The sequence below is a fragment of the Burkholderia sp. AcTa6-5 genome (assembly GCF_017815075.1).
Classification (GTDB): Bacteria; Pseudomonadota; Gammaproteobacteria; order Burkholderiales; family Burkholderiaceae; genus Burkholderia; species Burkholderia sola.
This window is the reverse complement of record NZ_JAGIQE010000030.1, coordinates 1-23,815: the sequence shown is the minus strand read 5'-3', so window position 1 is coordinate 23,815 and position 23,815 is coordinate 1. Positions and strand designations below refer to the sequence as shown.

The following is a 23,815-nucleotide window of genomic DNA, read 5'->3' as shown; positions in this document are numbered from 1 at the left end:
CTCGGGCACCGCGCCTGCGGTGCCCGAAAACGACAAGAGCAGCCCGCGGGCCGCTCTCTTCGTTGCGATGCCGCGCGCCGCGGCCGGATCGATGCGCGAACGTCAGAACATCGCGACCTTGTGGCGCGCATGCGCGAACGTCGGGTTGCTTTCGAGCGGACGATAGTTCAGCCGTTGCGACAGGTCGACCGCCGCGCCGCACACCGCTTCGACGAGCCGTTCCTTCTCGCCGGCCTCGCCGATCTCCGAGCGCGGCACCGTCGCGGTGATCGCCGCGACGATCGAGCCCGAATGATCGCGCACGGGCGCCGTCACCGCGGAAATACCGCTCTCGAACGCCGCCTCGCTGACCGCATAGCCGAGCCGCGCGTAATGACGCACGCGCTCGTACAGCTCGTCGACGGTGCCGGGCGTGCGCTCGGTGAACTGTTCGAGTTTCTTCTCCGGATAGAGCTGTCGCAGCGCATCGCGCGTCAGGTCGCCCATCAGCACGTGGCCGTGCACGGTCGCATGCGCGGGCAGGCGCGTGCCGACGTGCACCTTCACCGAGCCGAACATCGACGCATTGCTTTGCGCCTTCGCGACGAACACCACGTCGCGCTGGTCGCGGATCAGCAGGTGCGTCGACAGGCCGGTCGAATCGCGCAGCCGTTCGAGCACGGGCGTGCCGAGATCGGTCAGTTCGAGCGAATTCAGGTATTCGAAGCCGAGTCGCAGCACGCCGACGCCGAGCCGGAAATAGCGGTCGCCGTTCACGCGTTCGAGAAAACCGAGCGCCTCGAGCGTCTGCAGCAGGCGGAACGTGGTCGTGCGCGGAATGCCGATGCGCTTCGACAGCTCGGGGGCGCCGAGCACGGGCTCGCGCGCGGAGAATTCAGCGAGGATCCGCAGCCCGCGTTCGAGCCCCGGCACCAGATAGGACGAAGCGCCGCCGCCCGACGACTCGTCGTCGCCAGGCACCGCCGGCTCAGGGGCATCGCTCATCGTTGTCTTGACCATGTGGACATGGACGGAAGGAAATCAGTCACGAAACAGGTCATGGATCGCCGTGGAGATTCAGTCATGCTACCTCAGTGCGCGCGTGGGCTCGCACCGCTGCGCGGCGCCGCGATGCAGCACGCGCATCCACGCACCATGACGCGTCATTCAAGGTCGAGAGGATAGCAGCGTTGGACGGCGCGACGCCATGCGGAAATCGCCGGACGACGGAAAGGCGGCCGCGCGGCACGCGGCACGCGGTCGGGCAACGATGGCCGAAGCGTGAGCTTCGACGCCGGACAGCCTACAGGCGCGACAGATAAACGCGAATGGTCGTGCGGTCGTACGTAAAGCCGCCGGCCGGATCCGGCTGCAGCACGCGTGCCAGATCGACCGGATGCAGCCATCCGGCGCCCAGCAGGCCGCCGTTGATCCCGCGAATCCGGGTGCCGCCGACGGCGATCGCGGCGTGAAAGACATTGGTGCCGCGCGCGAAGCCGACCGCGGTGCCCGCCGGAATGCTCGCGCGCCCGTCCCACTGATTGCCGGTCTCGAAGTTGAAGCGCGTCTTCCACAGCTGGCCGATCGTGTCGAGCAGCGTGCCGGGCGCGATCATCGCGTCGGCGCGCAGCAGATAGCGGACATAAGCAGCGGCGTCGTAGCAGACGCCGCCGGACACGTACTCGTCGATGTTCGCCATCCCGAACATCAGCGCCTGCGCGTGTTTTTGCCGTTCGGCGATGCCGGATTGGGCGACATGCCCGCCTAACTGGGTCAGTTGCACGGATAGCTCCTTTCAGGAAGGCGGGACGTCATCGTCCCGCGGATGCAATAACGTCATATCTTATTACGATATGGCTCGGCGTTTTCCAGGCTTGTTCGCGCCAAACGCGGTGCGTACTTGCCGGCGGGTCGCGAGCCCGCGTACAGGCTTTCGCCACGCGCGTCGCATCGTCGGCGCAAGGACAGGTGGCGCGGCGAACGCCAGCGGGCAGGCGCCTCTCGCCACCAGCGAAAAGCGAAAAATGGAAAGCAGTCAGGAAAGCACCGCCCGGTAACGGACGGCGCAGAGGAAGACGATCCTCGGGCGGGATCGCCGCGACGGCGTCAGGCCGTCACGGCGGCGTCATATTCGGCGCGGGCAAGCTGGCCGGCGGCGTATGCCTCGGCTTCGCCGCGAAAGCCTTCGCGGCTGAACGCCACGACTTTCACGCCGACGCCGGTCGCCCGCTTCACCGTCAGCGCCCATTGCCATCCGCCGTCTTGCTCGAAGACGTGCAGCGAGGGTGCGAAGGAAGGGTCGAGTACGGTCACGCGTTTTGCTCCTGCCCCGTTGCGCGCTGCGTCGGCCACGCACGGAGACATGTCGAAAGGGTCGCGCCGATAGGCCGGCGCATTTCTGTCATTCGACAGTTTATTCAAGGATTGTTGCGACGCACCATCAGAGGTTTCACTCACCTATCGGAACCGGGCGGTCGATCAAATCTATCTGAAACCCATACGGGACGGGCCTCCGCGCCCGGTCACGCCGGCCGGCATCGCGTTCGTGCGGCAACGTGCCGCACGCGCGGCCGATTGCTTGCATCCAGCTTTCGTGGATCAAGAAAACGGGGCGCGATCTATTCGCCCGCCATCGACACGCGCCGGAAGGTCAGGTTCACGCGTTCGCCCTGCACGCCCGGCGCCTTCGGCACGCGGTGCTGCCATTCGGCCTGCGTGCGTCCGCGCATCACGAGCAGGCTGCCATGCACGAGACGGTATGCATGCGTGACGCCCGTCGCGCGATGACGAAGATCGAACACGCGCATCGCGCCGAGACTCACCGACGCGATCACCGGCGCGTCGCCGAGTTCGGGTTCGTTGTCCGCGTGCCAGCCGAGGCTGTCCAGCCCGTTGCGATAGCGATTGAGCAGCACGCTGTTGAAACGCACGCCGCAGGTCGCCTCGACCGCCTGCTTCAGCCCGAGCACGGCCGGCGTCCACCGCTCCGGGACGTTGCGGATCCCCGAGTACACGTAGACGGCATCCGGTTCGCCCTGCCATGCGGTGAGCCGCGGCAACGGAATGCGTCCGCGCGGCGTGCGGATCGTGTCCTGCCGCCACGCGACCTCGTCGATCAGCGCGGCCAGCGCGCGATCGGCGTCGGGCGGCGCAAGCCAGTCCGGGTACCAGTCCACGTCGGGCACGGGCGTATCGGCGAAGAGATCGGGGATCGACATGTCGGCAGGAACGGGCAAGGAACGGAGCGAAAGATGCATGTCTGCATACTAGCCAACGGCGCCGCGCGCCGCCGTGCGCTGTCATTCGCACCGAAAGGCCGACAGGAAGCCGCCGTGCGCCGCGAGGCGCATTCGTATCGCGCGACGGCCGCCTCCCGGCTATCGGCTAGCCGCGCGTCAGCCGAATCAGCGTGATCTCGGATGGCACGCCGAAACGGTTCGGCGGCCCCCAGTAGCCGGTGCCGCGGCTCGTATACAGCCACATGTCGCCGAAGCGGTTCAGCCCGCCGATCACCGGCTGCTGCAACCGCACGAACGGCGGCCACGGCAGGAACTGGCCGCCATGCGTGTGCCCCGACAACTGTACGGTAAAGCCCGCGCGATTCGCCGCTTCCGCGCTGCGCGGCTGGTGTGCGAGCAGGATCTTCGTGCCGACGTCGCGCGGCGCACCGGCCAGCGCCTGCTCAGGATCGCTGCGATGCGCGGGATCGAAGCCGCCCGCGGTGAAATCGGTCACGCCCGCGAGCACCGCCCGCGCGCCGCCGTGCTCGATCAGCACGTGCTCGTTGAGCAGCACCGTCAGCCCGATACGACGAAACTCGTCGATCCATGCATGCGCACCCGCGTAGTACTCGTGGTTGCCCGTCACGAGGAAGGTGCCGTGCCGCGAGCGCATCTGGCCGAGCGGCGCCGTGTGTTCGCGCAGGCGCTTGACCGAACCGTCCACCACGTCGCCCGTCACGACCACCAGGTCGGCGTCGAGCGCATTGACCGCGCGCACGATCCGTTCGATGTACGGCCGCTTGATCGTAGGCCCGACGTGGATGTCGGACAGTTGCACGATCGTCAGCCCGTCGAGCGCGGCCGGCAGCCCGGCGACCGGAATCGACACGCGCTTGACCGCCGCCGTGCGACGCGCGCCGACGAATCCGATCGCGGTCGCGAACACCGCGGCCGCCAGCACGCCGAGCGCCGTGTCGGGCGCCGCGCGGCTCCATGCACCGTCATGCCCGAGATGCCGCCACGCGAACACGCCGAGCAGCACGATTTCGCGCAGGAACGTCAGCACCAGCAACGACGAGAAGAAGCCCATCGCGAGCGCGCCGGCCCATCCGACCAGCGTCGCGGCCCACCCTTCGTCGAAGCGGCGCGAGAACATGCCGACCGGAATCAACACGACGAAACTCGCCAGCACGAGCGCCGCGACCGTGCGTGCGAGCGGCGACGCGAACGCATCGGGAATGATCCGCATCCCGACGTACAGATGGAACAGCACGCCGATTGCAATGAACCGGACAAAGAAACTTCGCATGGAACGTTCACCTTCGTTGCAGTACCGCTTCCCCGACGCGCGTCGCGCGGGCCGTGATGCCCGGTGCGGCGCGTCGCGCCCTACGCACGATGGTACACAGATCCCGGCCGCGACGACGGGTCGCGGCCGGCGGCGCAGCGCCGTGCGGCTGCGCACGCCACTCGGCCACCTTCCCGCCGCAACGCCATGCGCTTCGTTCTCGTCGACGTCAAACTTTTCACGCAGATCGCGAAAGCGAACAGCCTGCCGGGCGTGCTGCACCACGCTCTCGTCGACCTGCTCGTCGAGGCTGCGCGCGGGTCAGCCGGACCGACCGGATTTGCATGGGTCCAGGCGGCAATCGACGGTTTGCGCGCCGATTGCCGCTGCGTCGACATGGCAAATTCCGCTGCGCGATTTCATCTGACGATCCTTTACAGTCCGTTAGCAACCCTACGCGAGCGGGTGCTGGCAGAATCGCGACGGTCCGATCATCGATGCCGACACACACTGCCTGACCGTCCGGCATGACCGACCACGCGGCCACGGCCAGCCTGTGCCCATGCGGCAAACGTGCCGGATCGCTGGCGGTCCGCATCGCGCTGATTTATGATCGCCTCCGTATTCAGGAATCATCGTCGCGGCCCGGCCGGTCGCGACGATCCGCATTGCGCCGCGCCCGGCATCCACCCCCAACGTCGAGCTCGTCACACCATGAGAAGAACAACGCCGCGCGCGCCCCTGCGCGTCGCCGCCGTGCTGGCGCCCGTCCTGCCGCTCGCGGGCTGCGCATCGCGCGGCGCACCGTCCTACGTGCTGTTCGGCGCGTATTTCCCGCTGTGGCTCGTCAGCGCGATCGTCGGCATCGTCGGCGCGATCGTCGCGCACCGCGTGTTCGTCGCGACCGGCTGGGCCGCGACGGTGCCCTACCAGCTCGCCGTCTGCACCGCGATCGGGCTCGTGGTCGCCGTGATCGTCTGGCTCACCGGCACGGGGCCGTTCGCATGAAGGCCGCCGGCATCGCCCGCCCCTCCGTCAAAGGCCGCGTGATCGCGCTCGCGATCGTCGCGCTCGGCATCGCGGCGCTCGCGTACGCGTACCACCGCACGACCGCCTATCCGTCCACCGACGACGCGTCGATCGACGCCGACGTCGTGCACGTCGCATCGCCGGTCGGCGGCCGCATCGTGCAGCTCGCGGTGCATGAAAACCAGCGCGTCGCGAAAGGCGACCTGCTGTACGTGATCGATCCCGTGCCGTACCGGCTGACCGTCGCGCAGGCGCAGGCCGACCTCGAACTCGCGCGCGCGTCGCTCGACACGCGCCGCCGTTCGCTGATCGGCGAGCGCTCGAACGCATCCGTCGCTGCCGAGCAGGTCAAGCGCGCGACGCAGAACTACGATCTCGCGACGCGCGACGTGAACCGGCTCGCGCCGCTCGCCGCGCAGGGCTACGTCAGCGCGCAGCAGTTCGACCAGGCGAAGGTGCGCCAGCGCGACGCGTCCGTGTCGCTCGCGCAGGCGCAGGAGCAGCAGCGCGCGTCCGCGCAGACGATCGGCGACGATGCCGACGCGATCGCGACGCTGCATGCACGCGAAGCCGCGCTGGCCCGCGCGCAGCATGCGCTCGACGATACGGTCGTGCGCGCGCCGCACAACGGGCTCGTGACGGGCCTGAGCGTGCTCCCCGGCGAAACCCTCGCACCGAACCAGTCGATCTTCACGCTGATCGACGCGAGCGAATGGTTCGCGGTGGGCAATTTCCGCGAGACGTCGCTCAATCGCATCGCAGTCGGCGACTGCGCGACCGTCTATTCGATGATCGACCGCAACCGCCCGATGACGGGCAAGGTCGTCGGCATCGGCGCCGGCATCGCGGACAGCGCGCGCATCAACCTGCCGCGCTCGCTGCCGATCGTGCAGAACTCGGTGAACTGGGTGCACGTCGCGCAGCGCTTCCCCGTGCGCGTGAAGCTCGACGAACCCGACGGCAAGCTCGTGCGTGTCGGCGCGAGCGCGATCGTCGAGGTCCGGCATGGCTCAGCCTGCCGCTGACGTCCGCACGCCGGGCCCGCGCGAAGTCCTGCGGCTGCTCGCGCCGTTTCCGGGGCGCGCGGCCATGGCCGTGCGCGTCGCGCTGATCTGCGCGCTCGTCGCGCTCGTGACGAGCGGATACGGCACGCCGGAAGCCGCGATTTCCGCGTACGTCGTGTTCTTCCTGAACCGCGCCGATCGCGTGACGAGCGTCGTGCTCGCGGTCGCGATGTTGCTGCTCGTCACGGTCGTGATCGCGCTCGTGATCGGCGCCGCGATCTTCAGCATCGAGTATTCGGTACTGCGCGTCGCATGCATGGCCGTGCTGTCGGTCGGCCTGCTGTACCTGACGTCCGCGAGCAAGCTGCGTCCGGTCGGTGCGATCCTCGCGATGATCGTCGGCTTCGGGCTCGACGAACTCGGCCTGGCGCCGGTCGGCGAAGCCGCGACGCGCGCGCTGCTCTATGCATGGCTGATGGTCGCGATCCCGGTCGGCGTCGCGATCGTCGTCAACCTGCTGATCGCGCCGTCGCCGCGCAAGCTCGCGCACGCTCAGCTCGCGAAGCGGCTGCGGCTCGCCGCGCGGCGGCTGCGCGGCGACGACGACGCGCGCGCCGCGTTCGACGCCAGCCTGCGCGAAGGCGACAAGCCATTGCTCACGTGGCTCAAGCTGTCGAAGCTCGAAGGTTCGTCGTCGGGCGCCGATGTCGTCGCATTGCGGCAGGCCGTCGCGTCGAGCACCGCGCTGCTCGTCGCGGTCGCGCTTGCGGATCGCGAAGCGGACGCGCGGCTGCCCGACGCGTTCGCCACGCCGATCGTGACGACGCTCGACGAGATGGCCGCGATCCTCGAACGGGGCGGCTATCCGGTCGACGTGACGCTCGCGCTGCCGGCCGCCGATGCGCTGCCGCCGCTCGCGCGCGTCGTCGCGACCGACCTGCACACGGCGATCACGCAGTTCGCGCAACCGCCCGCGATCGACGCGGCGGCCGCACCGGCCGATACCGCCGACACGCGCGCCGCCGACAAACCGGCGGAACCCGCCACACCGCCCGCCCCGCGCGGCGGCTTCTTCCTGCCGGACGCGCGCACCAATCCCGACCACATCCGCTATGCGCTGAAAACGACGGTAGCCGCCATGTTCTGCTACCTGCTGTACTCGCAGCTCGACTGGTCGGGCATCCATACCTGCTTCATCACCTGCTACATGGTGTCGCTCGGCTCGACGGCCGAAACGGTCGAGAAACTGACGCTGCGCATCGCCGGCTGCATCGTCGGCGCGCTGATCGGCACCGCCGCGCTCGTGTTCGTCGTCCCGTCTCTGTCGTCGATCGGCGAGCTGATGGCGCTCGTCTTCGCCGGCGCGTGGCTGTCCGCATGGGTCGCGTTCGGATCGCCGCGCATCGCGTACGCGGGCTTCCAGGTCGCGTTCGCGTTCTTCCTGTGCGTGATCCAGGGCGCGGGCCCCGGCTTCGACCTGACGCTCGCGCGCGATCGCACGATCGGCATCCTGCTCGGCAACGTGGTCGTGTATCTCGTGTTCACGCGCATCTGGCCGGTCAGCATCGGCAAGCAGATCGACGCGGCGCTCGCTACGCTGCTCGACCAGTGGCGGCGCGTCGCGCAGATCGCGCAGCCGGCCGAACGGCGCGCGCTGGCCGCCGAAGCGTTCGCGCGCCACGGCGCGATCTCGCAGGAGCTCGGCCTGATCCATTACGAACCGTCGTGGGTGCGGCCGGCCGCGACGTGGCTGGCCACACGGCGGCGCGCACTCGCGGAACTCGGGGCGATCGAAGGTCCGCTGTTCCTGCTCGCCGAGCGCAAGCCCGGCGACGCGGCGATCGGCGCGCAACTCTCGCGCGTGACTGCGCCGGGCGACGACGAAACCGCGCCCCGCACGGATGCCCCGACACCACCGTCGGACATCGCCCCCGCCGACCCCACGCGCGACGCGCTACTGAACCTGATCGACGCGCGGCTCGCGCAGATCGCCGACGCCGCCCGTCAAGCCACACCGAAGGAGCCTGCCCCTCATGCGCCCACCTGAACCGCCGGCCGCGTCGATCGCCGCTGCCGCGCTCGCGACCGCCGTCGCGCTGGCCGGCTGCGCGACGTCGTCGATCGATCTGGCGCCGGAGGCGTCCGACCGCCCGTGGCAGCCGCAAACGTCGGCCGCGGGCGACATCGTGGCGGCGCCGCCACGCGCGTCCGCACAAGGCGCGCACGACTACACATTGCCTGCCTCGCCGGCGCTCGCGTCGGTGTCGGCGCCGGCCGCGCTGGATGCCGCGCATGCGTACACGCTGCCCGAGCTGATCGATCTCGCGGAATCTTCGAACCCACTGACGCGTATCGCGTGGAACGACGCGCGCAACGCGGCGCTCGCAGTCGGCCTCGCCAAGTCCGCCTATCTGCCGCGCCTGTCGGCGACGGCGATGGGCGCGTACCAGGCGAACCACGGCTCGACGTCGACGATCCTCGGCGATTCGTCGAGCAACACCACCGCGCACGGCACGATTTCGGCGCTGTCGCTGCAATGGCTGCTGTTCGATTTCGGCGGCCGCGCGGCGCGCGTCGAAGCGGCCGAACAGGCGTCGATTGCATCGAACGTCGCATTCACGGCCGTGCATCAGCAGGTGATCCACGACGTGACCGTCTCGTACTACCGCTACGAAGCCGCCCGCTCGCGCGCGCTCAGCGCGCAACAGGGCCTCACGAACGCGGATGCGATCCTCGCGGCGTCCCGCGCGCGGCTCAAGCACGGCGTCGGCACGGTCGTCGAGCTCGCGCAGGCGACGCAGAACCGTGCGCAGGCGAACCTCGCGCTCGTGCAGGCGAACGGCGCCGAGAGCGACGGCTATCTCGCACTCGTCTCCGCGCTCGGCATCTCGCCGCTGTCGAAGCCGACGATCGCCGCGTTGCCGAAGCGGACGCTGCCGCCCGCGCTCGGCTCGTCGGTCGACGCGATCGTGTCGGACGCGATCGCGCGCCGCCCCGATCTGCAGGGCGCGTTCGCGGTCGAAAAGGCCAATCGCGCGAAGATCAAGGCGGCTCAAGCCGCGTTCATGCCGAAGATCTTCCTGTCCGCGTCCACGTCGTATGCGAGCGGCGGCACGTCCATCTCCGCGCTGCCCGCGATCGGCGACCAGGCGCCGACCGTCAACCTGAACGGCAGCCGCTACGGCGGCGGCGTGTTCCTCGGCGTGACGATTCCGCTGTACGACGGCGGTTTGCGCTCCGCCGTCTTGATGCAGGCGCGCAACGACGCGGAAAGCGCCTCCGCGCGCCTCACGCGGACCAAGGAGGAAGCTGTGCGCCAAGTCGTCGCCGCACAGAACGCGGTGCAGACGAGCCTGGCGTCGCACGACGCCGCGAAGGCGCTCGTCGATGCCGCGCAAACCAGCTACGACGCGGCACTGACCGCGTACCGGAATGGCGTCGGCTCGGTCACCGATGCGACGATCGCGCAAAGCCAGCTGCTCGCCGCGCGGAACGCGGAAGTCGACAGCTATGCCGGCGCATTGTCGGCCGCCGCCGCGCTCGCGCTCGCGACGGGTACGATCGGCTCGGCGCAGTAGCGCCGCCGCAGGCGGTTGACGCGAGCGAGCGCCGCCCACTAGAATGCCGCCCATTCTTCCTTCAGGAACCATCGTGGACAGTTGCAGCACTCCGTTGCGTGCGCCGCTTGCCGCCTGAACGCCTGTCCGCCGCAGTTCTCCTGCCGCGGCTTGCGTTCCGCGAGCCGCACGCTTCCCCCGTTTCACACTGAATGACGCATTCGCGCGGTACAGTACCGCGCAATGACGGCTATCGCCGCGTCGCGTTCGGCCTTGCGCCGCGGCGACGCGCGCCGGCATGCGCTTCTTGCACGGCAGGACAACCATGACTTTCGATTTCGCACTCCGTCTTTTCACCGCGTTCGCCTGCGGCGTCGCCATCGGCCTCGAGCGGCAGATGCGCCAGCGCACGGCCGGCCTGCGCACCATCACGCTCGTCGCGAGCGGCGCGTGCCTGTTCGTCACGCTCGGCGTGCTGACCGGCAACGGCGTCGCGGGCGTCACGCAGATCGCCGCGTACGTCGTGTCGGGCGTCGGCTTTCTCGGCGGCGGCGTGATCATGCGCGACAAGGGCTCGATCCAGGGCATCAACACGGCCGCGACGCTGTGGTGCTCGGCCGCCGTCGGCGTGCTGGCCGGCTCCGGCCACTACGTGCCCGCGCTCGCCGGCACGGCCGTCGTGCTGCTCACCAATACGGTGCTGCGCGGCGTCAGCCAGGCCATCAACGCGACGCCCGTGTCGAACGCCGACCTCGTGCGCGAATACCAGATCACCGTGATCTGCCTCGCCGCCGACGAAGTGCACATCCGCACGCTGCTGTCGAACGCGATGTATGCGAAGCCGCTGTCGTTCCAGAGCCTCACGAGCGAAGACGTGCCCGAGCAGCCCGACCGGCTGAAGGTGACCGCGACGCTGAAGCTGCATCCGAAGGATCAGCAGAAGCTCGAGCAGATCGCGAGCCGGATGAGCATGGAGAAAAGCATTTCCAGCGTGAGCTGGACCGCAAAGGAAGCGGAGCCGATGATGGAGTGAGCCGCGGCGCGGCGGACGCGGCATCCGGCGCCGCCGTCGCACGACGTCACGTCAAGGTGCTTCGATGAGCCCGGCCGAAATCGCCTTGACGACCGCCTGGACCTTGTTGGTCGCGCCAAGTTTCTCGAGGATGTTGTTCACGTGGAAGTTGACCGTCCGCTCCGAGATGCTGAGGATCTGGCCGATTTCGCATGCGGTCTTGCCCTCGGCCGTCCAGCACAGCACCTCGCGCTCGCGCGCGGTCAGCGTGACGCCCGCCGCGGGCGACAGCTTCGGCACCATGAAGCGGCTCATCAGCGAATGCGACAGGTTCGCGAGCCAGTTCGTCTGCAGCGTCAGCATGTTGATCTCGGCCGGCGTCAGCCGGTCGGCATGACGGGCGATGCTCAACAGGCCGAACGCGCCGCGCGCCGCCCAGCTCGATTGCGCGATGCCCACCGACAACCCGAAATCGCGCGCGTCCTGCCACAGCGGACACGGGTCGAGGTTGTCGACGTCCGGCCAGACGATCATGTTGGTGCTGAGCGCGCCGTCGCGAACCGTCGAGTCGATCTCGATATAGTTCTGCGCCTGATAGTGCGCCATCCAGCCATCCGGATAGGTATTGAAGATGGCGACCGCCGGCTTCGAAACGGGCAGCGGTACGCGAATGCCGTAACAGCAATATTCGAATCCCAGCCGCCTGGAATAGGCGGCGATCCGCTGGAAGAGCTGCTGCTCGTCTTCCGCGGCGCTGAATTGTTGGTAGGCATCCTGCCAGCGCAGTTCCATTCTTTCTCCGACAACGTCACGCTGTCATACTTGTCAGGTTCCAGCACCCTTTCGAGGCTGATACATTCCGCGCATGACTTCACCCTTGCTGCACCCTGTCCCCGGCCCGTCCCCGGACGGCTACGTACGCCTGTCAGAAGGCGCACTGGCCGCACTTGTACTCGACCATGTCGCAAGCGGCCTCGACCCTTCTTTGCTCGCCGAACTGCGCGACAACGCGATCGACGCCCGCCTTGCCGGCTATACCGAATGGCATCGCGCGGCCGGTACCGGCGTCGCCTACGTGACGGTCGGCTGGGACTGGTACCTCGAACGCGCGACGGGCGCGTTCGTGATCGCGGGCGGCGACGTCCGCAGCAACGTGATGGCCATCGACGCCAAGGGCGCCGACATCGGCATGTTCCGCACGGCCGCCGCGCTCGCCGCGCGGCTCGCCACCCTCGACTGGCCTGCCGCGGTCGCGTCCGCCCTGCTCGGGCCCAACGACGCCTATCATGCCGGTCCGACGCTCCAGTGACAACTGGCCGCGCATTCCTCTGACTATTTTGCAAGACTGGCGCTCTTTATAAATAAAACCGCCCCGGTTTTCAATCCCGTCGATCAAGAAACCGTTACCACCGCGCAAATGGCGTCTTTTACGCCGCCACCCTGTAAGAGTTACCAGTTACAGGCTCCTCGTGCCGCGCGCTGTAATGCGTGCATACAAAAGCACAGATCCGAGGACATCCATGCAGACCTTCGTTCACGAGGAAGGGCGGTTGCCGCACGCACTCGCGGCGGACCTAGGGCGCTATCGGCGCCGCGTGTTCGTCGAGCAGCTCGGTTGGGCGCTCCCGTCGGCGAACGAAAGTTTCGAGCGTGACCAGTTCGATCGCGACGATACCGTCTACGTGTTCGCGCGAAACGCCGCCGGCGACATGTGCGGATGTGCGCGCCTGCTGCCGACGACGCGCCCGTATCTGCTGAAGTCGCTGTTCGCCGACCTGGTCGCCGAGGACATGCCGCTGCCGCAATCGGCCGCCGTCTGGGAACTGTCCCGGTTCGCGGCGACCGACGACGAAGGCGGGCCCGGCAACGCCGAATGGGCCGTGCGCCCGATGCTCGCGGCCGTCGTCGAATGCGCGGCGCAGCTCGGCGCGCGCCAGTTGATCGGCGTGACGTTCGCGAGCATGGAGCGGCTGTTCCGCCGGATCGGCATACACGCGCACCGCGCAGGCCCGCCGAAGCAGGTCGACGGACGTCTGGTGGTCGCGTGCTGGATCGATATCGACTCGCAAACGTTTGCCGCGCTAGGAATCGAGCCGGGGCAGGCCGCCCGGCAAGCTATCGCCGCCTGAGCCGGAACGCACGTTTCCGTCCGGGTGGCATCGTAACGAAGGAGAACCAACGTGGACCAGTCCCAGGTCTTTCGCGCGATGATGCCCGGGTTGACGAGCGCCAGCGGCGCCCGCATCGCGGTCGCCTATCCGTCGTTCCCCAGGCCGTTGCCGCTCGTGCGGCTCGACCGCCGCGGGCTCGTGTTTCGTGCGACCGGCGCCGCGCCGCTCGTGTGCGGGCTGCCGCGGCCGGCCACCCTGCTGGTCGCGGACGAGCCGCTGTGCTCGCTGCGCCTCGTGATCCGCGACATCGCCGCGACCGGCGACGGCCGGCACGACCTGACGATGCAGCCGTCCGGCGCCGCCGGCGACGAATTGCTGTGGCACGCATTGCGCGATCGCGAGCCGTACCGGCAGATTCGGCACCCGCTCGCGCCGGTCGACGCGCCCGTCGCGTCGGATCGCGAACCGCCTGAGGCGGCCGGCGAAATCGCGGCGCGCCCGTCGCGCAGCGCGGCTTTCCGCCTGCCCAGCCACAGCGACGCGCTGTTCTTCGCGGACTGGCTCGAATATCACTTCGACGAACTGCGCGCGCTGTCCCACCAGCACGGGCCGCAACTGCAGCTCAATCAGCTTGAACGACAGGTTGACGATGACGAGGTCGGCGTGCGTTTCGTCTACGACATCGACGGGCATGCGACGCGGCACGCATTGACCGACTGCGCGCGCGAGGCGTGCGCATGGATCGAAACGGAGATGCGCAGCAAATACGCGCTGCCCGTCGCGCAGGAGCGGTTCGGCGCGTTTGCGACGCACGCACGGGCCGGCGGCGTATGAATGAGGCTGTGTCGCGCGCCGCCGCCAGGCGGTCTGCGCGGCGGCAAGTTGTGCGGATACAACGAGGGCTTGCAAACGTCCGGGTTTTCCCTTAAATTTACCTCTGTCTCCTCCATGTCTCCAAACATGGATTCAGCCCGCTCAAGCAGCGGGCTTTTTTATTGCCTGAACGGTTTGTGGGGCCGCATCGCCTGCCCCGCCTGACTAACCCGCCGGACGCACGCCGGTCGGTCGCAGCCGGTAGTGATACACCGCAAATATCAACGCGACCGCCGCGACGAGCGCCAACAGCAGGTACAGCCAACCCTTCCGGGTCGTCGGCAGGTCCGTCAGGGCACCGACATCGCCCGTCAGCGCCGCCAACGCGACCATCGCCAAGCCGGCCAGTACCAACGTCCCCTTTGCCGCCCATCCGAAACCGGCCTCCAGTCCGGCCGCCCATCGCGACTGACGATAAGGTCCGGCAACAGGTCGACGAAGATCGGGCTTATCCATTCGTCACCTCCAGCCCGGCATGCGCGTATCCGCGCGTCGTGCAGCAGGCGCTGTCGAACGCATGCCTTCGAAGGTCTTGCTGACGAGTGGCCGCAGCAACGCGGAGTGCCCATACTGGATCGACAAACGTCATGTTTTTTCTTTCGCGAGATGAGGCTCGACACCATTCGATCCGTTTGGCCGCGCCGAATCGATATCGTTCGATACTGCGAGTATCGCGGGAAACAAGACTCGCTCGCCTCGCGCACTCGCGATCGCCCGGCTTATCATTGAGCGGCCCGCCACTTCCCGCCGAGGCCCTCTTGCACGCCCATCTGCGCATTGCCCGCCCGGTCAGCAACCTCGCCCACACCGAGCGCATGTATCGCGACGCCCTCGATCTATCGGTACTGGCGCGCTTCGAGGATCACGACGGTTTTTCCGGCGTGATCCTCGGACGCGAAGGCCTCGACTATCACTTCGAGTTCACGCACTGCCCCGACCATCCGATCGCGCCGTCGCCGACGCCCGAGGACCTGATCGTGTTCTATCTGCCCGATCGTCCGAAATGGGAAGCTGCCTGCGAGCGCGCGACCGCACACGGCTTCATGCCGGTGACGTCGTTCAATCCGTACTGGGAAATATCAGGCCAGACTTTCGAGGATGCCGACGGCTACCGGATCGTGTTGCAGAACGGCACGTGGCGTTGACGGGCAGATGCGCGTGAGCGGTTACGCGCCGGCGTGACTGCGGGGAGCGGTCGCGCGTCCGCCGATCGCCAGCGACGCAGCGTCGGGCGTTCGATTTCGAACTTCGATGGCGTGATCGTCATGGGCGGTGCGGAACGGGCGGACGCCGCGCGCAACGCAGCTGATGACATAAGCGCGGCACTAGAACGAATGAGGGGGAAATCGCGATCGTCGCTTGTACCTGCAACGATCGGAAAACAGATGACGAACAACGGGCGCCGCCGCGCCCGCTCCGGTTACTCGTTCTCTTCGAAGTAATGCCCGAACTTCGTCTGCTTCGTGCGGATATAACGTTCGTTTTCCTCGCGCACGGGCACCGCGAGCGCCACGCGCTCGCAGACGGGAATACCGTGCTTCACGAGCGTATCGAACTTCTTCGGATTGTTGCTCATCAGCCGCACCGACGTCACGCCTAGGATCCGCAGGATCGCAGCGGCCGAGTCGTATTCGCGGGCGTCATCGGGCAGCCCGAGATCGAGGTTCGCCTCGACGGTGTCGCGCCCCTGCTCCTGCAGCGCGTACGCGCGGATCTTGTTGCTCAGGCCGATGCCGCGGCCTTCATGGCCGCGCAGATACAGCAGCACGCCGCGGTCTTCGGCCGCGATGTAACGCAACGCGAGATCGAGTTGCTCGCCGCAATCGCAGCGGTACGAGCCGAACACGTCACCGGTCAGGCATTCGGAATGCAGCCGGGTCAGCACGGACTGCTCGCCCGTCACGTCGCCCATCACGAGCGCGAGATGTTCGGCATCGCTGCCCGATACGCGAAACGCGTATGACGTGAACGTACCGTAGCGCGTGGGCAGCGACGCGGTGGCGACGAGCGTCACGCACTCGTCGGCCTGGCCATTGCCCGGCGTGGGCGATTGGGGACGCGAAGACATCATGAATTCAATCGAAACTTCAGGAATGTAGGAGTTATGTGGATGGTGCGTGACGGGAGTTTACCGCTAATCTGGAAACGTCACGCGACTGCCGCCGCCCGCCCGGCTATACTGGGCTCACCGGGTGACGCGCATCACGCCCCGACTGCCCTGCATCGACTGCACACGGAGAAAGCGAATGAGCACGACTGTCGCGCAGATTCTCAAGGCCAAGCCGGATTCGGGCCGCACCATCTACACCGTCACGAAGACCGATCTCGTCTACGACGCCATCAAGCTGATGGCGGAAAAGGGCATCGGCGCACTGCTGGTCGTCGACGGCGACGACATTGCGGGCATCGTCACCGAGCGCGATTACGCGCGCAAGATCGTCCTGCAGGACCGTTCGTCGAAAGCCACCCGCGTCGAGGAAATCATGACGGCGAAGGTGCGCTACGTCGAACCGTCGCAATCCACCGACGAGTGCATGGCGCTGATGACCGAGCACCGGATGCGCCACCTGCCTGTGCTCGACGGCGGCAAGCTGGTCGGCCTGATCTCGATCGGCGACCTCGTGAAGAGCGTGATTGCCGATCAGCAGTTCACGATCAGCCAGCTCGAACACTACATCCACGGCACGCCCAACGTCACGTCCGCCTGATCCGCCCAGCAAAAAAGGCCCAAACGCATCAGCGTCTGGGCGGAAAGCCGCCGGCATGCGGCGACGGAGGTTCTGCTCCTGCGGGCGAACGACGCGCGCGACCGGCGCGCGTCTCGTCAATTCAGCGGTGCGCTCGGGCAGACCCGGGGACGTTCAATCAATTACCGAAGTAGACCGAATTCACGGGATTCGGCGCTTCCCGCGTCACGCGGCGGCCGCCTTGCGCGGCACCCGTGGCCACGGCGCCGTAGCCGCTCGTATCGGCTTGCGCGAGCATCGGCTGGTTCGGCTGAATGCGCTGCTCGGCGACCTGGATGTCGCTCGGATATTGCGAATCGCTCGCCACCGGCTTGTAGCCGTTCTGCTCGAGTTGCACGAGTTCGGCCTTGACCTCCGCGCGGGTCAACCCCTGCTCGGATTGCGCGAACGATGCGATCGGAGCGGCAAGGACGGATGCGGCGATGGCTGCGTAGATGATCGACTTCATGATTTACCTCCGGAATATGTTCTGTTTTGACGTCGCCTCGGCAGGACTGTCTGAAGCGATTGAATCCAGTGTAGTGCTCGCCACTCCAAGGGGAAACCCTTAGTTTGAACATACAGCGTTGCGTTTTTGGAAAAGATCGCCCACTGTTTCGGAACAGGGCCGCTCCAACTTGCTTCACCTGCACAACAATCGCTGACGAAACGCCGACAGTCAGATCACATGCCCGGAAGGTTGTGTTGTAGAATCGTAAGGTTTTATTCGCCAGTCGATATTCCATCCACCATGTACGCGCTCACGTCCCTTTCGGTTTCGCCGTCCGGCCCGGCCGGCGTGTGCGCGCGCGCCAGCCAGCCGGCGCATCCCCTCGCTCGACGCACGGCCCAGGCGCCGCTCGCCCCTGCCCGGCGCCTGATCTGACCGCACGGTCTCCACCCGGAGCCAGGTTAGACAGGCTCCGGGCGATCCTCATAGGCACGCCACGCCTGCCCCTGCCGATCATTTGGAGAACCACCATGAAACAACGCCTTTACCAGTTGACCGAACTCGACGTCGCCCGCCTCGAAAAGCACGCCGAGCACAACCCGCGCTTCCAGACCATGCTCGACACGCTGCTCGAACGCGCGGATATCGTCCAGCCCGACGCCATCAAGGCGAACGTCGTCACGATGAACTCGCAAATCACGCTGCTCGACGAAGCAACTCAGGAACAGGCCACGTGGACGATCGTTTATCCGGACGCCGCCAACCTCGAACTCGGGCGCCTGAACGTGTTCTCGCCCGTCGGCATGGCGCTGCTGGGCACGCAGCGCGGCCAGATGGTCAAGGTGATGCAGCCCAGCGGCGCCGAAAAGCTGATGAAGGTCGCCGCGATCGTGTTCCAGCCGGAAGCCAACGGCGAATACACGCGCTGAGCTAACGGCCGGCCAGCGCCCCGCCATACGCGCGCAGAACGACAAAAGCGAGGCACGGGCCTCGCTTTTTTGCATCCAGACGATCCGGATTAGCGTCATCGCCTTCCGCATAAAAAAAAGGCGCCCGAAGGCGCCTTTTCGATGCTGCGGAGCGGGTTACCCCGCCCGTCACGCTTAGAAGCGGTGACGCAGACCAACCGTTGCTGCGGTTTGGTTGATCGACGAGCTCGGCAGGTTGTTGTTGAAGCTGTCGCCGTTGTAGATCGACGCGCCGATGCCGTTCTTCGCTGCACGCTGGTACACAGCTTGTGCGTAGACGTCCGTGCGCTTCGACAGTGCGTAGTCAGCTTGCAGGCCGAACTGGTTCCAGTGCGTGCTGCCGTTGTTGATCTTCGCGTTCGTGTACGTGTAAGCAGCACCCAGGCCGAGAGCCGGCGTCAGGTTGTACTTCGCGTTGACTTCGTAGTTGTCGGTGCGCAGCGTGCCTGCAGCAACTGCGTTGTTGTCGAGACGTGCTTGCGTCCATGCAGCGCCGACTTGTGCCGGGCCGAATGCGTAGCCAGCAGCAGCACCGTACGTGCGGACGCGGCCTTGGTTAGCGATGCCACCGATCGCCGACGACGTCGCGCCGTTTGCGTTCGTGCCGTCACCCAGGTTCGCTTGCGAGTATGCAGCAGCCAGCTTCAGACCTTGGAACTGGTATGCAGCACCTGCGCTGTACGCACGGTTGTTGCCGAAGTTCGTGTTGTTCGAGAACGAGTACGTGCCGCCGAATTGCAGGCCAGCGTAGTTCGCGCTCGTGAACTTGATCGTGTTGTTCTGTGCGACGTCACCGTTCGTGCTCAGACGGTCGAGGTTCAGCGGGTGCGCGAAGTACGTGCCGCCCCACGAGCCCGTTGCCGTCAGCGGTGCCAGGTAGTCTTGCGTTGCGTCATACTGCTTACCCAGCGTGACCGTGCCGTACTGGCTCGACAGGCCGACGAAAGCCTGGCGGTTGAACATGCCACCGTTGCCGTTCGCGAAGCGGCCGTTACCGATGTTGAAGCCGCTTTCCAACGTGAAGATTGCCTTCAGGCCGCCACCCAGGTCTTCCGAGCCACGCAGGCCGAAACGGCTCTGGTCAATGCCCGAACCCATCGCCCAACGCGACTTGCCAGCTTGGCCGAGTGCCGGCTGGACGTTGCTCGTGTAGGTGATGCCTGCGTCCAGCACGCCGTACAGCGTGACGCTGCTTTGCGCGTGAGCGACGGTAGCGAACGATGCTGCAGCTGCTGCAACGATCAGAGTCTTGTTCATTCGTGGAGCTCCCTTCTAAAAAGAGGCAGGTCTCGCGACCTTGTTCATAAACGGTCTGCAACCGCCCGGGAGCGCCATCGGTCCTGCTGGCGGCGCCCGGATAGTTGCCCGTTTGGGAACCGTGAGTTTAGGGGTGTACCCTAGGGGAGCGATCCGCAAATAAAGAAATAAGCTTTTCCAGAACTAGAAATAATGAAAGTGGGGACGCGTCATAAGTATTTGTTTTAACGTTTGTTTTTGACTTCTTGACGAGCCCTTTTTGGAGGCTTTCATCGCACCATTCTTACATGTCATCGTCTTGACGGTTGCATAGAAACAACAAACGGATTCGGTTCGGCACCCCAAAATCGGTAATTGTTACCCAAATCAATCTCAAATATTGGCCGATCTGCCTCCGAAACGTCCCGCCGACCCGTCAACAGCGGGCGGCGCCAGTGCCACGGCGAGATCCCGTCGGCCGGCAGAAAGGGAAGGCGGCTCGCGCCTGCCGTGACACTCGGTAACAGCCTTGACCGCCCGCGTAACCCGGCGGGCCTGACGGCAGGCTAATGTAAGGCGGTCTTGGATACAGAACGGGAACCGCCATGAATCGACGCTCGCTGCTGCGCGCCATCGGATTGACCGCAGCCTTCGCCGGCACCGGCTGGCTGCGTGCCGCCTCGGCCCAGCCCGCCCCGCCCGCGTACCGGCCATCCGGCCCGCACCGCGTTCCCGGCGGGCCGCCGTATGCGGATCGCCCCGGCTTCGCGCCCCCGGCGGCACGCCACGACCGTCGCCCGCCGCCGCCACGGCCGCACGGCTATATATGGACGGACGGCTACTGGCGCTGGCAGCATGGCCGCTATATATGGGTGTCCGGCCGCTGGGTCGCACGGCGCCCCGGACGCCGCTGGATGCCCGGCTACTGGCGCCGGCAGGGGCCGGTGTGGGTCTACGTCGACGGTTCGTGGCGGTAAGCAGCGGTCCGGCTCCCCGATCGATGAAGGTCCGGAGCCGGACCGTGCGCGAGAGCCGGCGCCGTCCGCGCCACGGAATCGTGCGCTACGGCAGCCGCGCTACGGTCAACCTATCGTCTGGCCGCCATTCGGCGACATCATTCGGATAACGAAATCATGCCGTGGCGATGCGAATGCATCCGGCCATGCTCGCCGTCCGCGCACTCGTCTGCCGCTTACCGCCCGCCAACGGACCGATGCGTGCGCCGCGCTCAGCGCCCCCTTTCAGCTCGCGCGCACGACGGCACGCCGCGCAGATCGCGCGATGATGTCCGTGGGCCCAGCGGATCGTCGCCGCGGGCAGGCTAACGTACGTGCGAGCCGCCTACGACAACATTGCCGCTCGCGCACCCGGCCGCGTGCGGCCATACGCGACCATCATCGCGAAGCTGAGCAGGAAACCCGCGCCGCCGATCAGCAGCAGCCCCGTCTCGCCTAATACGGGTAGCAGGTTCGTCAGCGCGCCCGTCACGACCCACGCGACCGCCATCACCGAGCCCGCGACGCCGAGCGCCCAGCCCTGCCGATCGTCGCTGACGGCATCGGAAAAAGCCGTATACATCGTCGTGTACGCAACCATGTCGAAGCAGCCGACGACCATCGCGAGCGCCCACAGCACCGGTTCGTGCGGAAACAGCGCGGACAGGACCTGGCCGAGCCCGGCGACGAGCAGGCCCGTCTTCGCGATATCGATCACGCGCCACACGCGCAGCATCAGCCGCACGACGCACAGCAGGCCGAACACGAAGCAGATGCCGATCACGCCGCTGAACAGCCCGAGCCGCGCGCTCGTATAGCCGAACTTCGCCTGCAACAGCAGCATGATGGTCTGCAGGTAGAGCCCGTAGCCCACTTGCATCAAGAAGAACACCATCGACAGGAACGCGACGTTGCGCTGGCGCGCCGCCTCCCCGATGATCCGCAGCGGCAGCAGCGGATCGATGCGCGTATCGCCGCGCGGCGCGGCGGAATCGCGATACGACGCCCAGGTCCAGCACGCGCAGATCAGCGACAGCGCGGCGACCAGCACGAACGGCGTGCCGTAGTCGAACAGCGGCGAGATCGTCCGGTCGGACGTGACGCCGCCGAGCACCGGGCCGACGATCACGCCCGCGCTGAACGCGAGCGACATGATGCTCATGTTGTACGCCTTCGTGTCGGGCGTGCTGAGATCGGTGATGGCCGCCTGCGCGATGCCCTGGCAGCCGGCCATCAGGCCGGTGAGCCCGCGGCCCGCCAGCAGCAGCGCGATGCTCGCGTGCCACGCGCCGGCCGCCATCATCGCGTAGCCGGCCGCGAGACCGAGCACGCACAGCAGCAGGATCCGGCGGCGGCCGTAGCGGTCGGACAGTTCGCCCATCAGCGACGAGCCGAAGAACATGCACAGCGGGTAGATCCCGTAGCCGAGGCCGAGATAGAAATTGCGCGCATGCGCGCCGGTGTCGGCCGGCAGGATGCCCGCGTGCGGATCGCTGAAGATCGCGGACATCATCGGATAAACGAGCCCGAATCCCATCGCGTCGAGCGCGATGGCGAGCAGACAGGGGCCGAGCAGTGTGTAGTCGAGCCGGGACATGGCGACCTTCCGGACAGAGTGGATGATCGCCCCAGCGTAATGATCGCGCGGCGGCCGCGGTAGGCAGCCGGCCGCGATGCTAAGCATCGGCTCGAGCGATACCCTGGACGGCCCGCGCCGAGGGATCGCCGTCCATGCCGTGCGGCCGCTACGCGACGCTCAGCGGCTCGCGCTGAAATCGTCGGCGCGCGACCACGCACGGCGCGCCGTCGAGCATGAACACGCTGGCGAGCAGCCCGAACGACGCCGCACGCCGTCCGCATGCGGCGCTCTCGTTCGACTGGATAACACGAAGCGATTTATTGCGACCATGGTCCACGCGGCGCGGCCGATGCGATGTCAGTGCGCCGCCTCGGCCGTCGACGCGCGGCATGCGATCAGGCCGCGTTGCACGGCCGGCCGCGCGGCGATATTGGCAAGCCAGCGCTCGACGTGCGGGAAACCGGCAATGTCGAGATCGAGCTCGTCCGCCGTGCGCAGCCACGGAAACGCCGCAATATCGGCGATCGAATACCGCGACGACGCGAGATACGCCGATTCCGACAAGCGGCCGTTCACGACCCCGTAGAGACGCAGCGCCTCCTTCCGGTAGCGGTCGATCGCTTCCGCATTGCCCGTCTTCGATGCGCGCAGGAACCACCACAGCTGGCCAAGCATCGGCCCGATCCCGCCGATCTGGAAATGCAGCCATTGCTGGACCGCCGTGCGCTCGGCCAGCGTTTCGGGCTGCAGGCAACCCGTCTTCGCGGCGAGATAGCTGAGGATCGCGCCGGATTCGAATACGGCGAGCCCCGTGTCGTGGTCGACGATGGCCGGGATCTTGCCGTTCGGATTGATCGCGAGATACGCCGGGCTGCGCTGCTCGCCGGCGGACAGGTTCACCTGCACGCGATCGTGGGCAAGCCCGGCCTCTTCGAGGTAGATCGCAATCTTGTGTCCGTTCGGCGTGTCGGCCGTATAGAACGTGAGAGCGTGCGTCGAGGTCATGTCGGTCCTTGTCATCGGGTTATCGTTGCAACTACAATCGTTGCAATTGCAATCCTATGCCGAAACCGACGGCGTTGGGACATGCCAGTACTCGAAGGAGGGACATGCGGACTGTGCGACCCGGTGCGCCGGCGCGGCGCACGGCCGCTCGGTACGCCGGATACCACTACTTCGCGTCGGCTGCCGCGTCGCGGGCCGCAGCGGTCGCACGATCGAGCGCGGCGGCCATCGCCGCCCGCTCCTTGCCGGTGAACTGGTCGAGAAAAAGCTCGGCGACCGTCGACTGGTACACCTTCCACATCTTTTTGCGCAGCGTCCGCCCCTTGTCGGTGATGCTCGCGAACGCGGCACGGCCGTCGTCCGCCGAACGCGTGCGCGTCACGAGCCCCTCCTGTTCGAGTCGGTCGACGAGCCGCGTCAGGTTGTAGCGCTCGATCGCGAGCACGTCGGCCAGTTCGTGCATGCGGCGCGTACCGTCGGGGCCGCTTTCGAGCCCCCACAGCGCGTCGTACCACGCATACGCAGGCAGGCGGGCCGCCGCGAGGCGACGCTCGATCTCGCGGATCATCGTCCGGTGCGCGCGGACGAACGAGAACCACAGATCGGGCTCGGTTGCGTTCATGTCAGGTCTTTCCTCTCGCTTGATTGCAGTTGCAATTAAATTTTACCGCGAGAACGACGGCCCTTTCATGCGCCTGCAATCGCCTAGCAGGCTGTTGAATTTGGGAACGGTGTAAACGGGCTTTGCGGGCGGTGCGTTAGAGATATCGTGTTCATGACC

26 protein-coding genes are annotated in these 23,815 nt (G+C 66.8%); 13 read left to right on the top strand and 13 right to left on the bottom strand.

From position 1 onward, the window contains the following. Window positions 1-102: 102 nt before the first annotated feature. From J8I33_RS29405 to J8I33_RS29385, 5 genes are all read right to left on the bottom strand, one after another. Window positions 103-999, bottom strand: coding sequence for an IclR family transcriptional regulator (locus J8I33_RS29405; RefSeq protein WP_209939609.1), 897 nt, complete (start codon window positions 997-999; stop codon window positions 103-105). A 283-nt stretch (window positions 1,000-1,282) separates the two neighbouring features. Next, entirely contained in the window at window positions 1,283-1,762 is a 480-nt protein-coding gene (tecA, locus tag J8I33_RS29400; protein ID WP_027810144.1) for a type 6 secretion system effector deamidase TecA, read from the bottom strand. Window positions 1,763-2,085: 323 nt separating this feature from the next. After that, on the bottom strand, window positions 2,086-2,292 hold the full coding sequence (locus J8I33_RS29395; RefSeq protein ID WP_034204546.1) for a hypothetical protein: 207 nt from the start codon (window positions 2,290-2,292) through the stop codon (window positions 2,086-2,088). 305 nt (window positions 2,293-2,597) lie between these two features. Beyond that, complete coding sequence (locus J8I33_RS29390; protein WP_245172573.1) at window positions 2,598-3,197, bottom strand: alpha-ketoglutarate-dependent dioxygenase AlkB; 600 nt, start codon at window positions 3,195-3,197, stop codon at window positions 2,598-2,600. Between the two features lie 166 nt (window positions 3,198-3,363). Next, window positions 3,364-4,509, bottom strand: a complete 1,146-nt coding sequence (locus tag J8I33_RS29385; protein ID WP_124555038.1) for a metallophosphoesterase — start codon at window positions 4,507-4,509, stop codon at window positions 3,364-3,366. A gap of 186 nt (window positions 4,510-4,695) precedes the next feature. Between J8I33_RS29385 and J8I33_RS29380 the strand changes: the two genes are divergently transcribed. The 6 genes from J8I33_RS29380 to J8I33_RS29355 all read left to right on the top strand — a co-directional run bounded on the left by J8I33_RS29380 (window position 4,696) and on the right by J8I33_RS29355 (window position 11,111). After that, window positions 4,696-5,019, top strand: coding sequence for a hypothetical protein (locus tag J8I33_RS29380; RefSeq protein ID WP_124592927.1), 324 nt, complete (start codon window positions 4,696-4,698; stop codon window positions 5,017-5,019). A 183-nt stretch (window positions 5,020-5,202) separates the two neighbouring features. Then, window positions 5,203-5,496: a hypothetical protein gene (locus J8I33_RS29375; protein WP_050011932.1), complete on the top strand. Its 294-nt coding sequence runs from the start codon at window positions 5,203-5,205 to the stop codon at window positions 5,494-5,496. Next, a complete protein-coding gene (mdtN, locus tag J8I33_RS29370) occupies window positions 5,493-6,542 on the top strand; it encodes a multidrug transporter subunit MdtN (RefSeq protein WP_124555040.1) in 1,050 nt (349 codons plus the stop codon). Before J8I33_RS29375 ends, mdtN begins: the two co-directional genes overlap by 4 nt. Further along, the gene (locus J8I33_RS29365; RefSeq protein ID WP_209939607.1) at window positions 6,523-8,568 is read left to right on the top strand and encodes an FUSC family protein; all 2,046 of its coding nucleotides are present in this window, start codon (window positions 6,523-6,525) and stop codon (window positions 8,566-8,568) included. Before mdtN ends, J8I33_RS29365 begins: the two co-directional genes overlap by 20 nt. After that, the gene (locus J8I33_RS29360; RefSeq protein ID WP_209939606.1) at window positions 8,555-10,099 is read left to right on the top strand and encodes a TolC family protein; all 1,545 of its coding nucleotides are present in this window, start codon (window positions 8,555-8,557) and stop codon (window positions 10,097-10,099) included. The genes J8I33_RS29365 and J8I33_RS29360 overlap by 14 nt, the downstream gene beginning before the upstream one ends. Window positions 10,100-10,403: 304 nt before the next feature. Next, window positions 10,404-11,111 carry an MgtC/SapB family protein gene (locus J8I33_RS29355; RefSeq protein ID WP_050011936.1) on the top strand — a complete coding sequence of 236 codons (708 nt, stop codon included), beginning with the start codon at window positions 10,404-10,406 and terminating at the stop codon, window positions 11,109-11,111. 51 nt (window positions 11,112-11,162) lie between these two features. On the opposite strand, the gene J8I33_RS29350 is transcribed toward J8I33_RS29355, so the two are convergent. Beyond that, the gene (locus J8I33_RS29350; protein WP_050011937.1) at window positions 11,163-11,882 is read right to left on the bottom strand and encodes an autoinducer binding domain-containing protein; all 720 of its coding nucleotides are present in this window, start codon (window positions 11,880-11,882) and stop codon (window positions 11,163-11,165) included. 73 nt (window positions 11,883-11,955) lie between these two features. On the opposite strand from J8I33_RS29350, the gene J8I33_RS29345 reads away from it, so the two are divergent. The 3 genes from J8I33_RS29345 to J8I33_RS29335 all read left to right on the top strand — a co-directional run bounded on the left by J8I33_RS29345 (window position 11,956) and on the right by J8I33_RS29335 (window position 14,035). Further along, on the top strand, window positions 11,956-12,399 hold the full coding sequence (locus tag J8I33_RS29345; protein WP_209939605.1) for a DUF4902 domain-containing protein: 444 nt from the start codon (window positions 11,956-11,958) through the stop codon (window positions 12,397-12,399). A gap of 211 nt (window positions 12,400-12,610) precedes the next feature. After that, window positions 12,611-13,219, top strand: a complete 609-nt coding sequence (locus J8I33_RS29340) for an acyl-homoserine-lactone synthase (protein ID WP_050011939.1) — start codon at window positions 12,611-12,613, stop codon at window positions 13,217-13,219. Window positions 13,220-13,270: 51 nt separating this feature from the next. Beyond that, window positions 13,271-14,035 (top strand): hypothetical protein, encoded by a 765-nt coding sequence (locus tag J8I33_RS29335; protein ID WP_185641078.1) that lies wholly within the window; start codon window positions 13,271-13,273, stop codon window positions 14,033-14,035. Window positions 14,036-14,239: 204 nt separating this feature from the next. Here the strand turns inward: J8I33_RS29335 and J8I33_RS29330 are convergent, their stop codons facing one another. Further along, on the bottom strand, window positions 14,240-14,530 hold the full coding sequence (locus J8I33_RS29330) for a hypothetical protein (protein ID WP_209939604.1): 291 nt from the start codon (window positions 14,528-14,530) through the stop codon (window positions 14,240-14,242). A 302-nt stretch (window positions 14,531-14,832) separates the two neighbouring features. On the opposite strand from J8I33_RS29330, the gene J8I33_RS29325 reads away from it, so the two are divergent. Continuing rightward, window positions 14,833-15,219, top strand: a complete 387-nt coding sequence (locus J8I33_RS29325) for a VOC family protein (RefSeq protein ID WP_124592933.1) — start codon at window positions 14,833-14,835, stop codon at window positions 15,217-15,219. A gap of 275 nt (window positions 15,220-15,494) precedes the next feature. Here J8I33_RS29325 and ribA read toward each other — a convergent pair whose 3' ends face one another. Continuing rightward, on the bottom strand, window positions 15,495-16,145 hold the full coding sequence (gene ribA, locus J8I33_RS29320; protein WP_006480964.1) for a GTP cyclohydrolase II: 651 nt from the start codon (window positions 16,143-16,145) through the stop codon (window positions 15,495-15,497). Between the two features lie 175 nt (window positions 16,146-16,320). On the opposite strand from ribA, the gene J8I33_RS29315 reads away from it, so the two are divergent. After that, a complete protein-coding gene (locus J8I33_RS29315) occupies window positions 16,321-16,782 on the top strand; it encodes a CBS domain-containing protein (protein ID WP_050011984.1) in 462 nt (153 codons plus the stop codon). Between the two features lie 157 nt (window positions 16,783-16,939). On the opposite strand, the gene J8I33_RS29310 is transcribed toward J8I33_RS29315, so the two are convergent. After that, the gene (locus J8I33_RS29310) at window positions 16,940-17,269 is read right to left on the bottom strand and encodes a DUF4148 domain-containing protein (RefSeq protein WP_050011985.1); all 330 of its coding nucleotides are present in this window, start codon (window positions 17,267-17,269) and stop codon (window positions 16,940-16,942) included. A gap of 512 nt (window positions 17,270-17,781) precedes the next feature. On the opposite strand from J8I33_RS29310, the gene J8I33_RS29305 reads away from it, so the two are divergent. Beyond that, the gene (locus J8I33_RS29305; RefSeq protein WP_006486027.1) at window positions 17,782-18,180 is read left to right on the top strand and encodes a GreA/GreB family elongation factor; all 399 of its coding nucleotides are present in this window, start codon (window positions 17,782-17,784) and stop codon (window positions 18,178-18,180) included. Window positions 18,181-18,354: 174 nt separating this feature from the next. Here J8I33_RS29305 and J8I33_RS29300 read toward each other — a convergent pair whose 3' ends face one another. Further along, a complete protein-coding gene (locus J8I33_RS29300) occupies window positions 18,355-19,476 on the bottom strand; it encodes a porin (protein WP_050011987.1) in 1,122 nt (373 codons plus the stop codon). 584 nt (window positions 19,477-20,060) lie between these two features. Here J8I33_RS29300 and J8I33_RS29295 point away from each other — a divergent pair. Next, window positions 20,061-20,432: a YXWGXW repeat-containing protein gene (locus tag J8I33_RS29295; protein WP_050011988.1), complete on the top strand. Its 372-nt coding sequence runs from the start codon at window positions 20,061-20,063 to the stop codon at window positions 20,430-20,432. A gap of 364 nt (window positions 20,433-20,796) precedes the next feature. Here J8I33_RS29295 and J8I33_RS29290 read toward each other — a convergent pair whose 3' ends face one another. The 3 genes from J8I33_RS29290 to J8I33_RS29280 all read right to left on the bottom strand — a co-directional run bounded on the left by J8I33_RS29290 (window position 20,797) and on the right by J8I33_RS29280 (window position 23,656). Further along, a complete protein-coding gene (locus tag J8I33_RS29290) occupies window positions 20,797-22,047 on the bottom strand; it encodes an MFS transporter (RefSeq protein WP_209939603.1) in 1,251 nt (416 codons plus the stop codon). A 339-nt stretch (window positions 22,048-22,386) separates the two neighbouring features. After that, window positions 22,387-23,034 carry a glutathione binding-like protein gene (locus J8I33_RS29285; RefSeq protein WP_124593044.1) on the bottom strand — a complete coding sequence of 216 codons (648 nt, stop codon included), beginning with the start codon at window positions 23,032-23,034 and terminating at the stop codon, window positions 22,387-22,389. Between the two features lie 166 nt (window positions 23,035-23,200). Continuing rightward, window positions 23,201-23,656: a MarR family transcriptional regulator gene (locus J8I33_RS29280; RefSeq protein WP_050011992.1), complete on the bottom strand. Its 456-nt coding sequence runs from the start codon at window positions 23,654-23,656 to the stop codon at window positions 23,201-23,203. Between the last annotated feature and the right edge of the window lie 159 nt (window positions 23,657-23,815).

Excerpts from the sequence above, each read along its gene's own strand:
- J8I33_RS29300 (WP_050011987.1), bottom strand. The coding sequence starts at position 19,476 with ATGAACAAGACTCTGATCGTTGCAGCAGCTGCAGCATCGTTCGCTACC.
- J8I33_RS29280 (WP_050011992.1), bottom strand. The coding sequence starts at position 23,656 with ATGAACGCAACCGAGCCCGATCTGTGGTTCTCGTTCGTCCGCGCGCAC.
- J8I33_RS29385 (WP_124555038.1), bottom strand. The coding sequence starts at position 4,509 with ATGCGAAGTTTCTTTGTCCGGTTCATTGCAATCGGCGTGCTGTTCCAT.
- J8I33_RS29390 (WP_245172573.1), bottom strand. The coding sequence starts at position 3,197 with ATGTCGATCCCCGATCTCTTCGCCGATACGCCCGTGCCCGACGTGGAC.
- J8I33_RS29315 (WP_050011984.1), top strand. The coding sequence starts at position 16,321 with ATGAGCACGACTGTCGCGCAGATTCTCAAGGCCAAGCCGGATTCGGGC.
- J8I33_RS29345 (WP_209939605.1), top strand. The coding sequence starts at position 11,956 with ATGACTTCACCCTTGCTGCACCCTGTCCCCGGCCCGTCCCCGGACGGC.
- J8I33_RS29355 (WP_050011936.1), top strand. The coding sequence starts at position 10,404 with ATGACTTTCGATTTCGCACTCCGTCTTTTCACCGCGTTCGCCTGCGGC.
- J8I33_RS29285 (WP_124593044.1), bottom strand. The coding sequence starts at position 23,034 with ATGACCTCGACGCACGCTCTCACGTTCTATACGGCCGACACGCCGAAC.
- J8I33_RS29405 (WP_209939609.1), bottom strand. The coding sequence starts at position 999 with ATGGTCAAGACAACGATGAGCGATGCCCCTGAGCCGGCGGTGCCTGGC.
- J8I33_RS29290 (WP_209939603.1), bottom strand. The coding sequence starts at position 22,047 with ATGTCCCGGCTCGACTACACACTGCTCGGCCCCTGTCTGCTCGCCATC.
- J8I33_RS29330 (WP_209939604.1), bottom strand. The coding sequence starts at position 14,530 with ATGGATAAGCCCGATCTTCGTCGACCTGTTGCCGGACCTTATCGTCAG.
- J8I33_RS29305 (WP_006486027.1), top strand. The coding sequence starts at position 17,782 with ATGAAACAACGCCTTTACCAGTTGACCGAACTCGACGTCGCCCGCCTC.
- J8I33_RS29350 (WP_050011937.1), bottom strand. The coding sequence starts at position 11,882 with ATGGAACTGCGCTGGCAGGATGCCTACCAACAATTCAGCGCCGCGGAA.
- J8I33_RS29360 (WP_209939606.1), top strand. The coding sequence starts at position 8,555 with ATGCGCCCACCTGAACCGCCGGCCGCGTCGATCGCCGCTGCCGCGCTC.
- J8I33_RS29380 (WP_124592927.1), top strand. The coding sequence starts at position 4,696 with ATGCGCTTCGTTCTCGTCGACGTCAAACTTTTCACGCAGATCGCGAAA.
- ribA (WP_006480964.1), bottom strand. The coding sequence starts at position 16,145 with ATGATGTCTTCGCGTCCCCAATCGCCCACGCCGGGCAATGGCCAGGCC.
- J8I33_RS29295 (WP_050011988.1), top strand. The coding sequence starts at position 20,061 with ATGAATCGACGCTCGCTGCTGCGCGCCATCGGATTGACCGCAGCCTTC.
- J8I33_RS29365 (WP_209939607.1), top strand. The coding sequence starts at position 6,523 with ATGGCTCAGCCTGCCGCTGACGTCCGCACGCCGGGCCCGCGCGAAGTC.
- J8I33_RS29375 (WP_050011932.1), top strand. The coding sequence starts at position 5,203 with ATGAGAAGAACAACGCCGCGCGCGCCCCTGCGCGTCGCCGCCGTGCTG.
- J8I33_RS29340 (WP_050011939.1), top strand. The coding sequence starts at position 12,611 with ATGCAGACCTTCGTTCACGAGGAAGGGCGGTTGCCGCACGCACTCGCG.
- J8I33_RS29310 (WP_050011985.1), bottom strand. The coding sequence starts at position 17,269 with ATGAAGTCGATCATCTACGCAGCCATCGCCGCATCCGTCCTTGCCGCT.
- mdtN (WP_124555040.1), top strand. The coding sequence starts at position 5,493 with ATGAAGGCCGCCGGCATCGCCCGCCCCTCCGTCAAAGGCCGCGTGATC.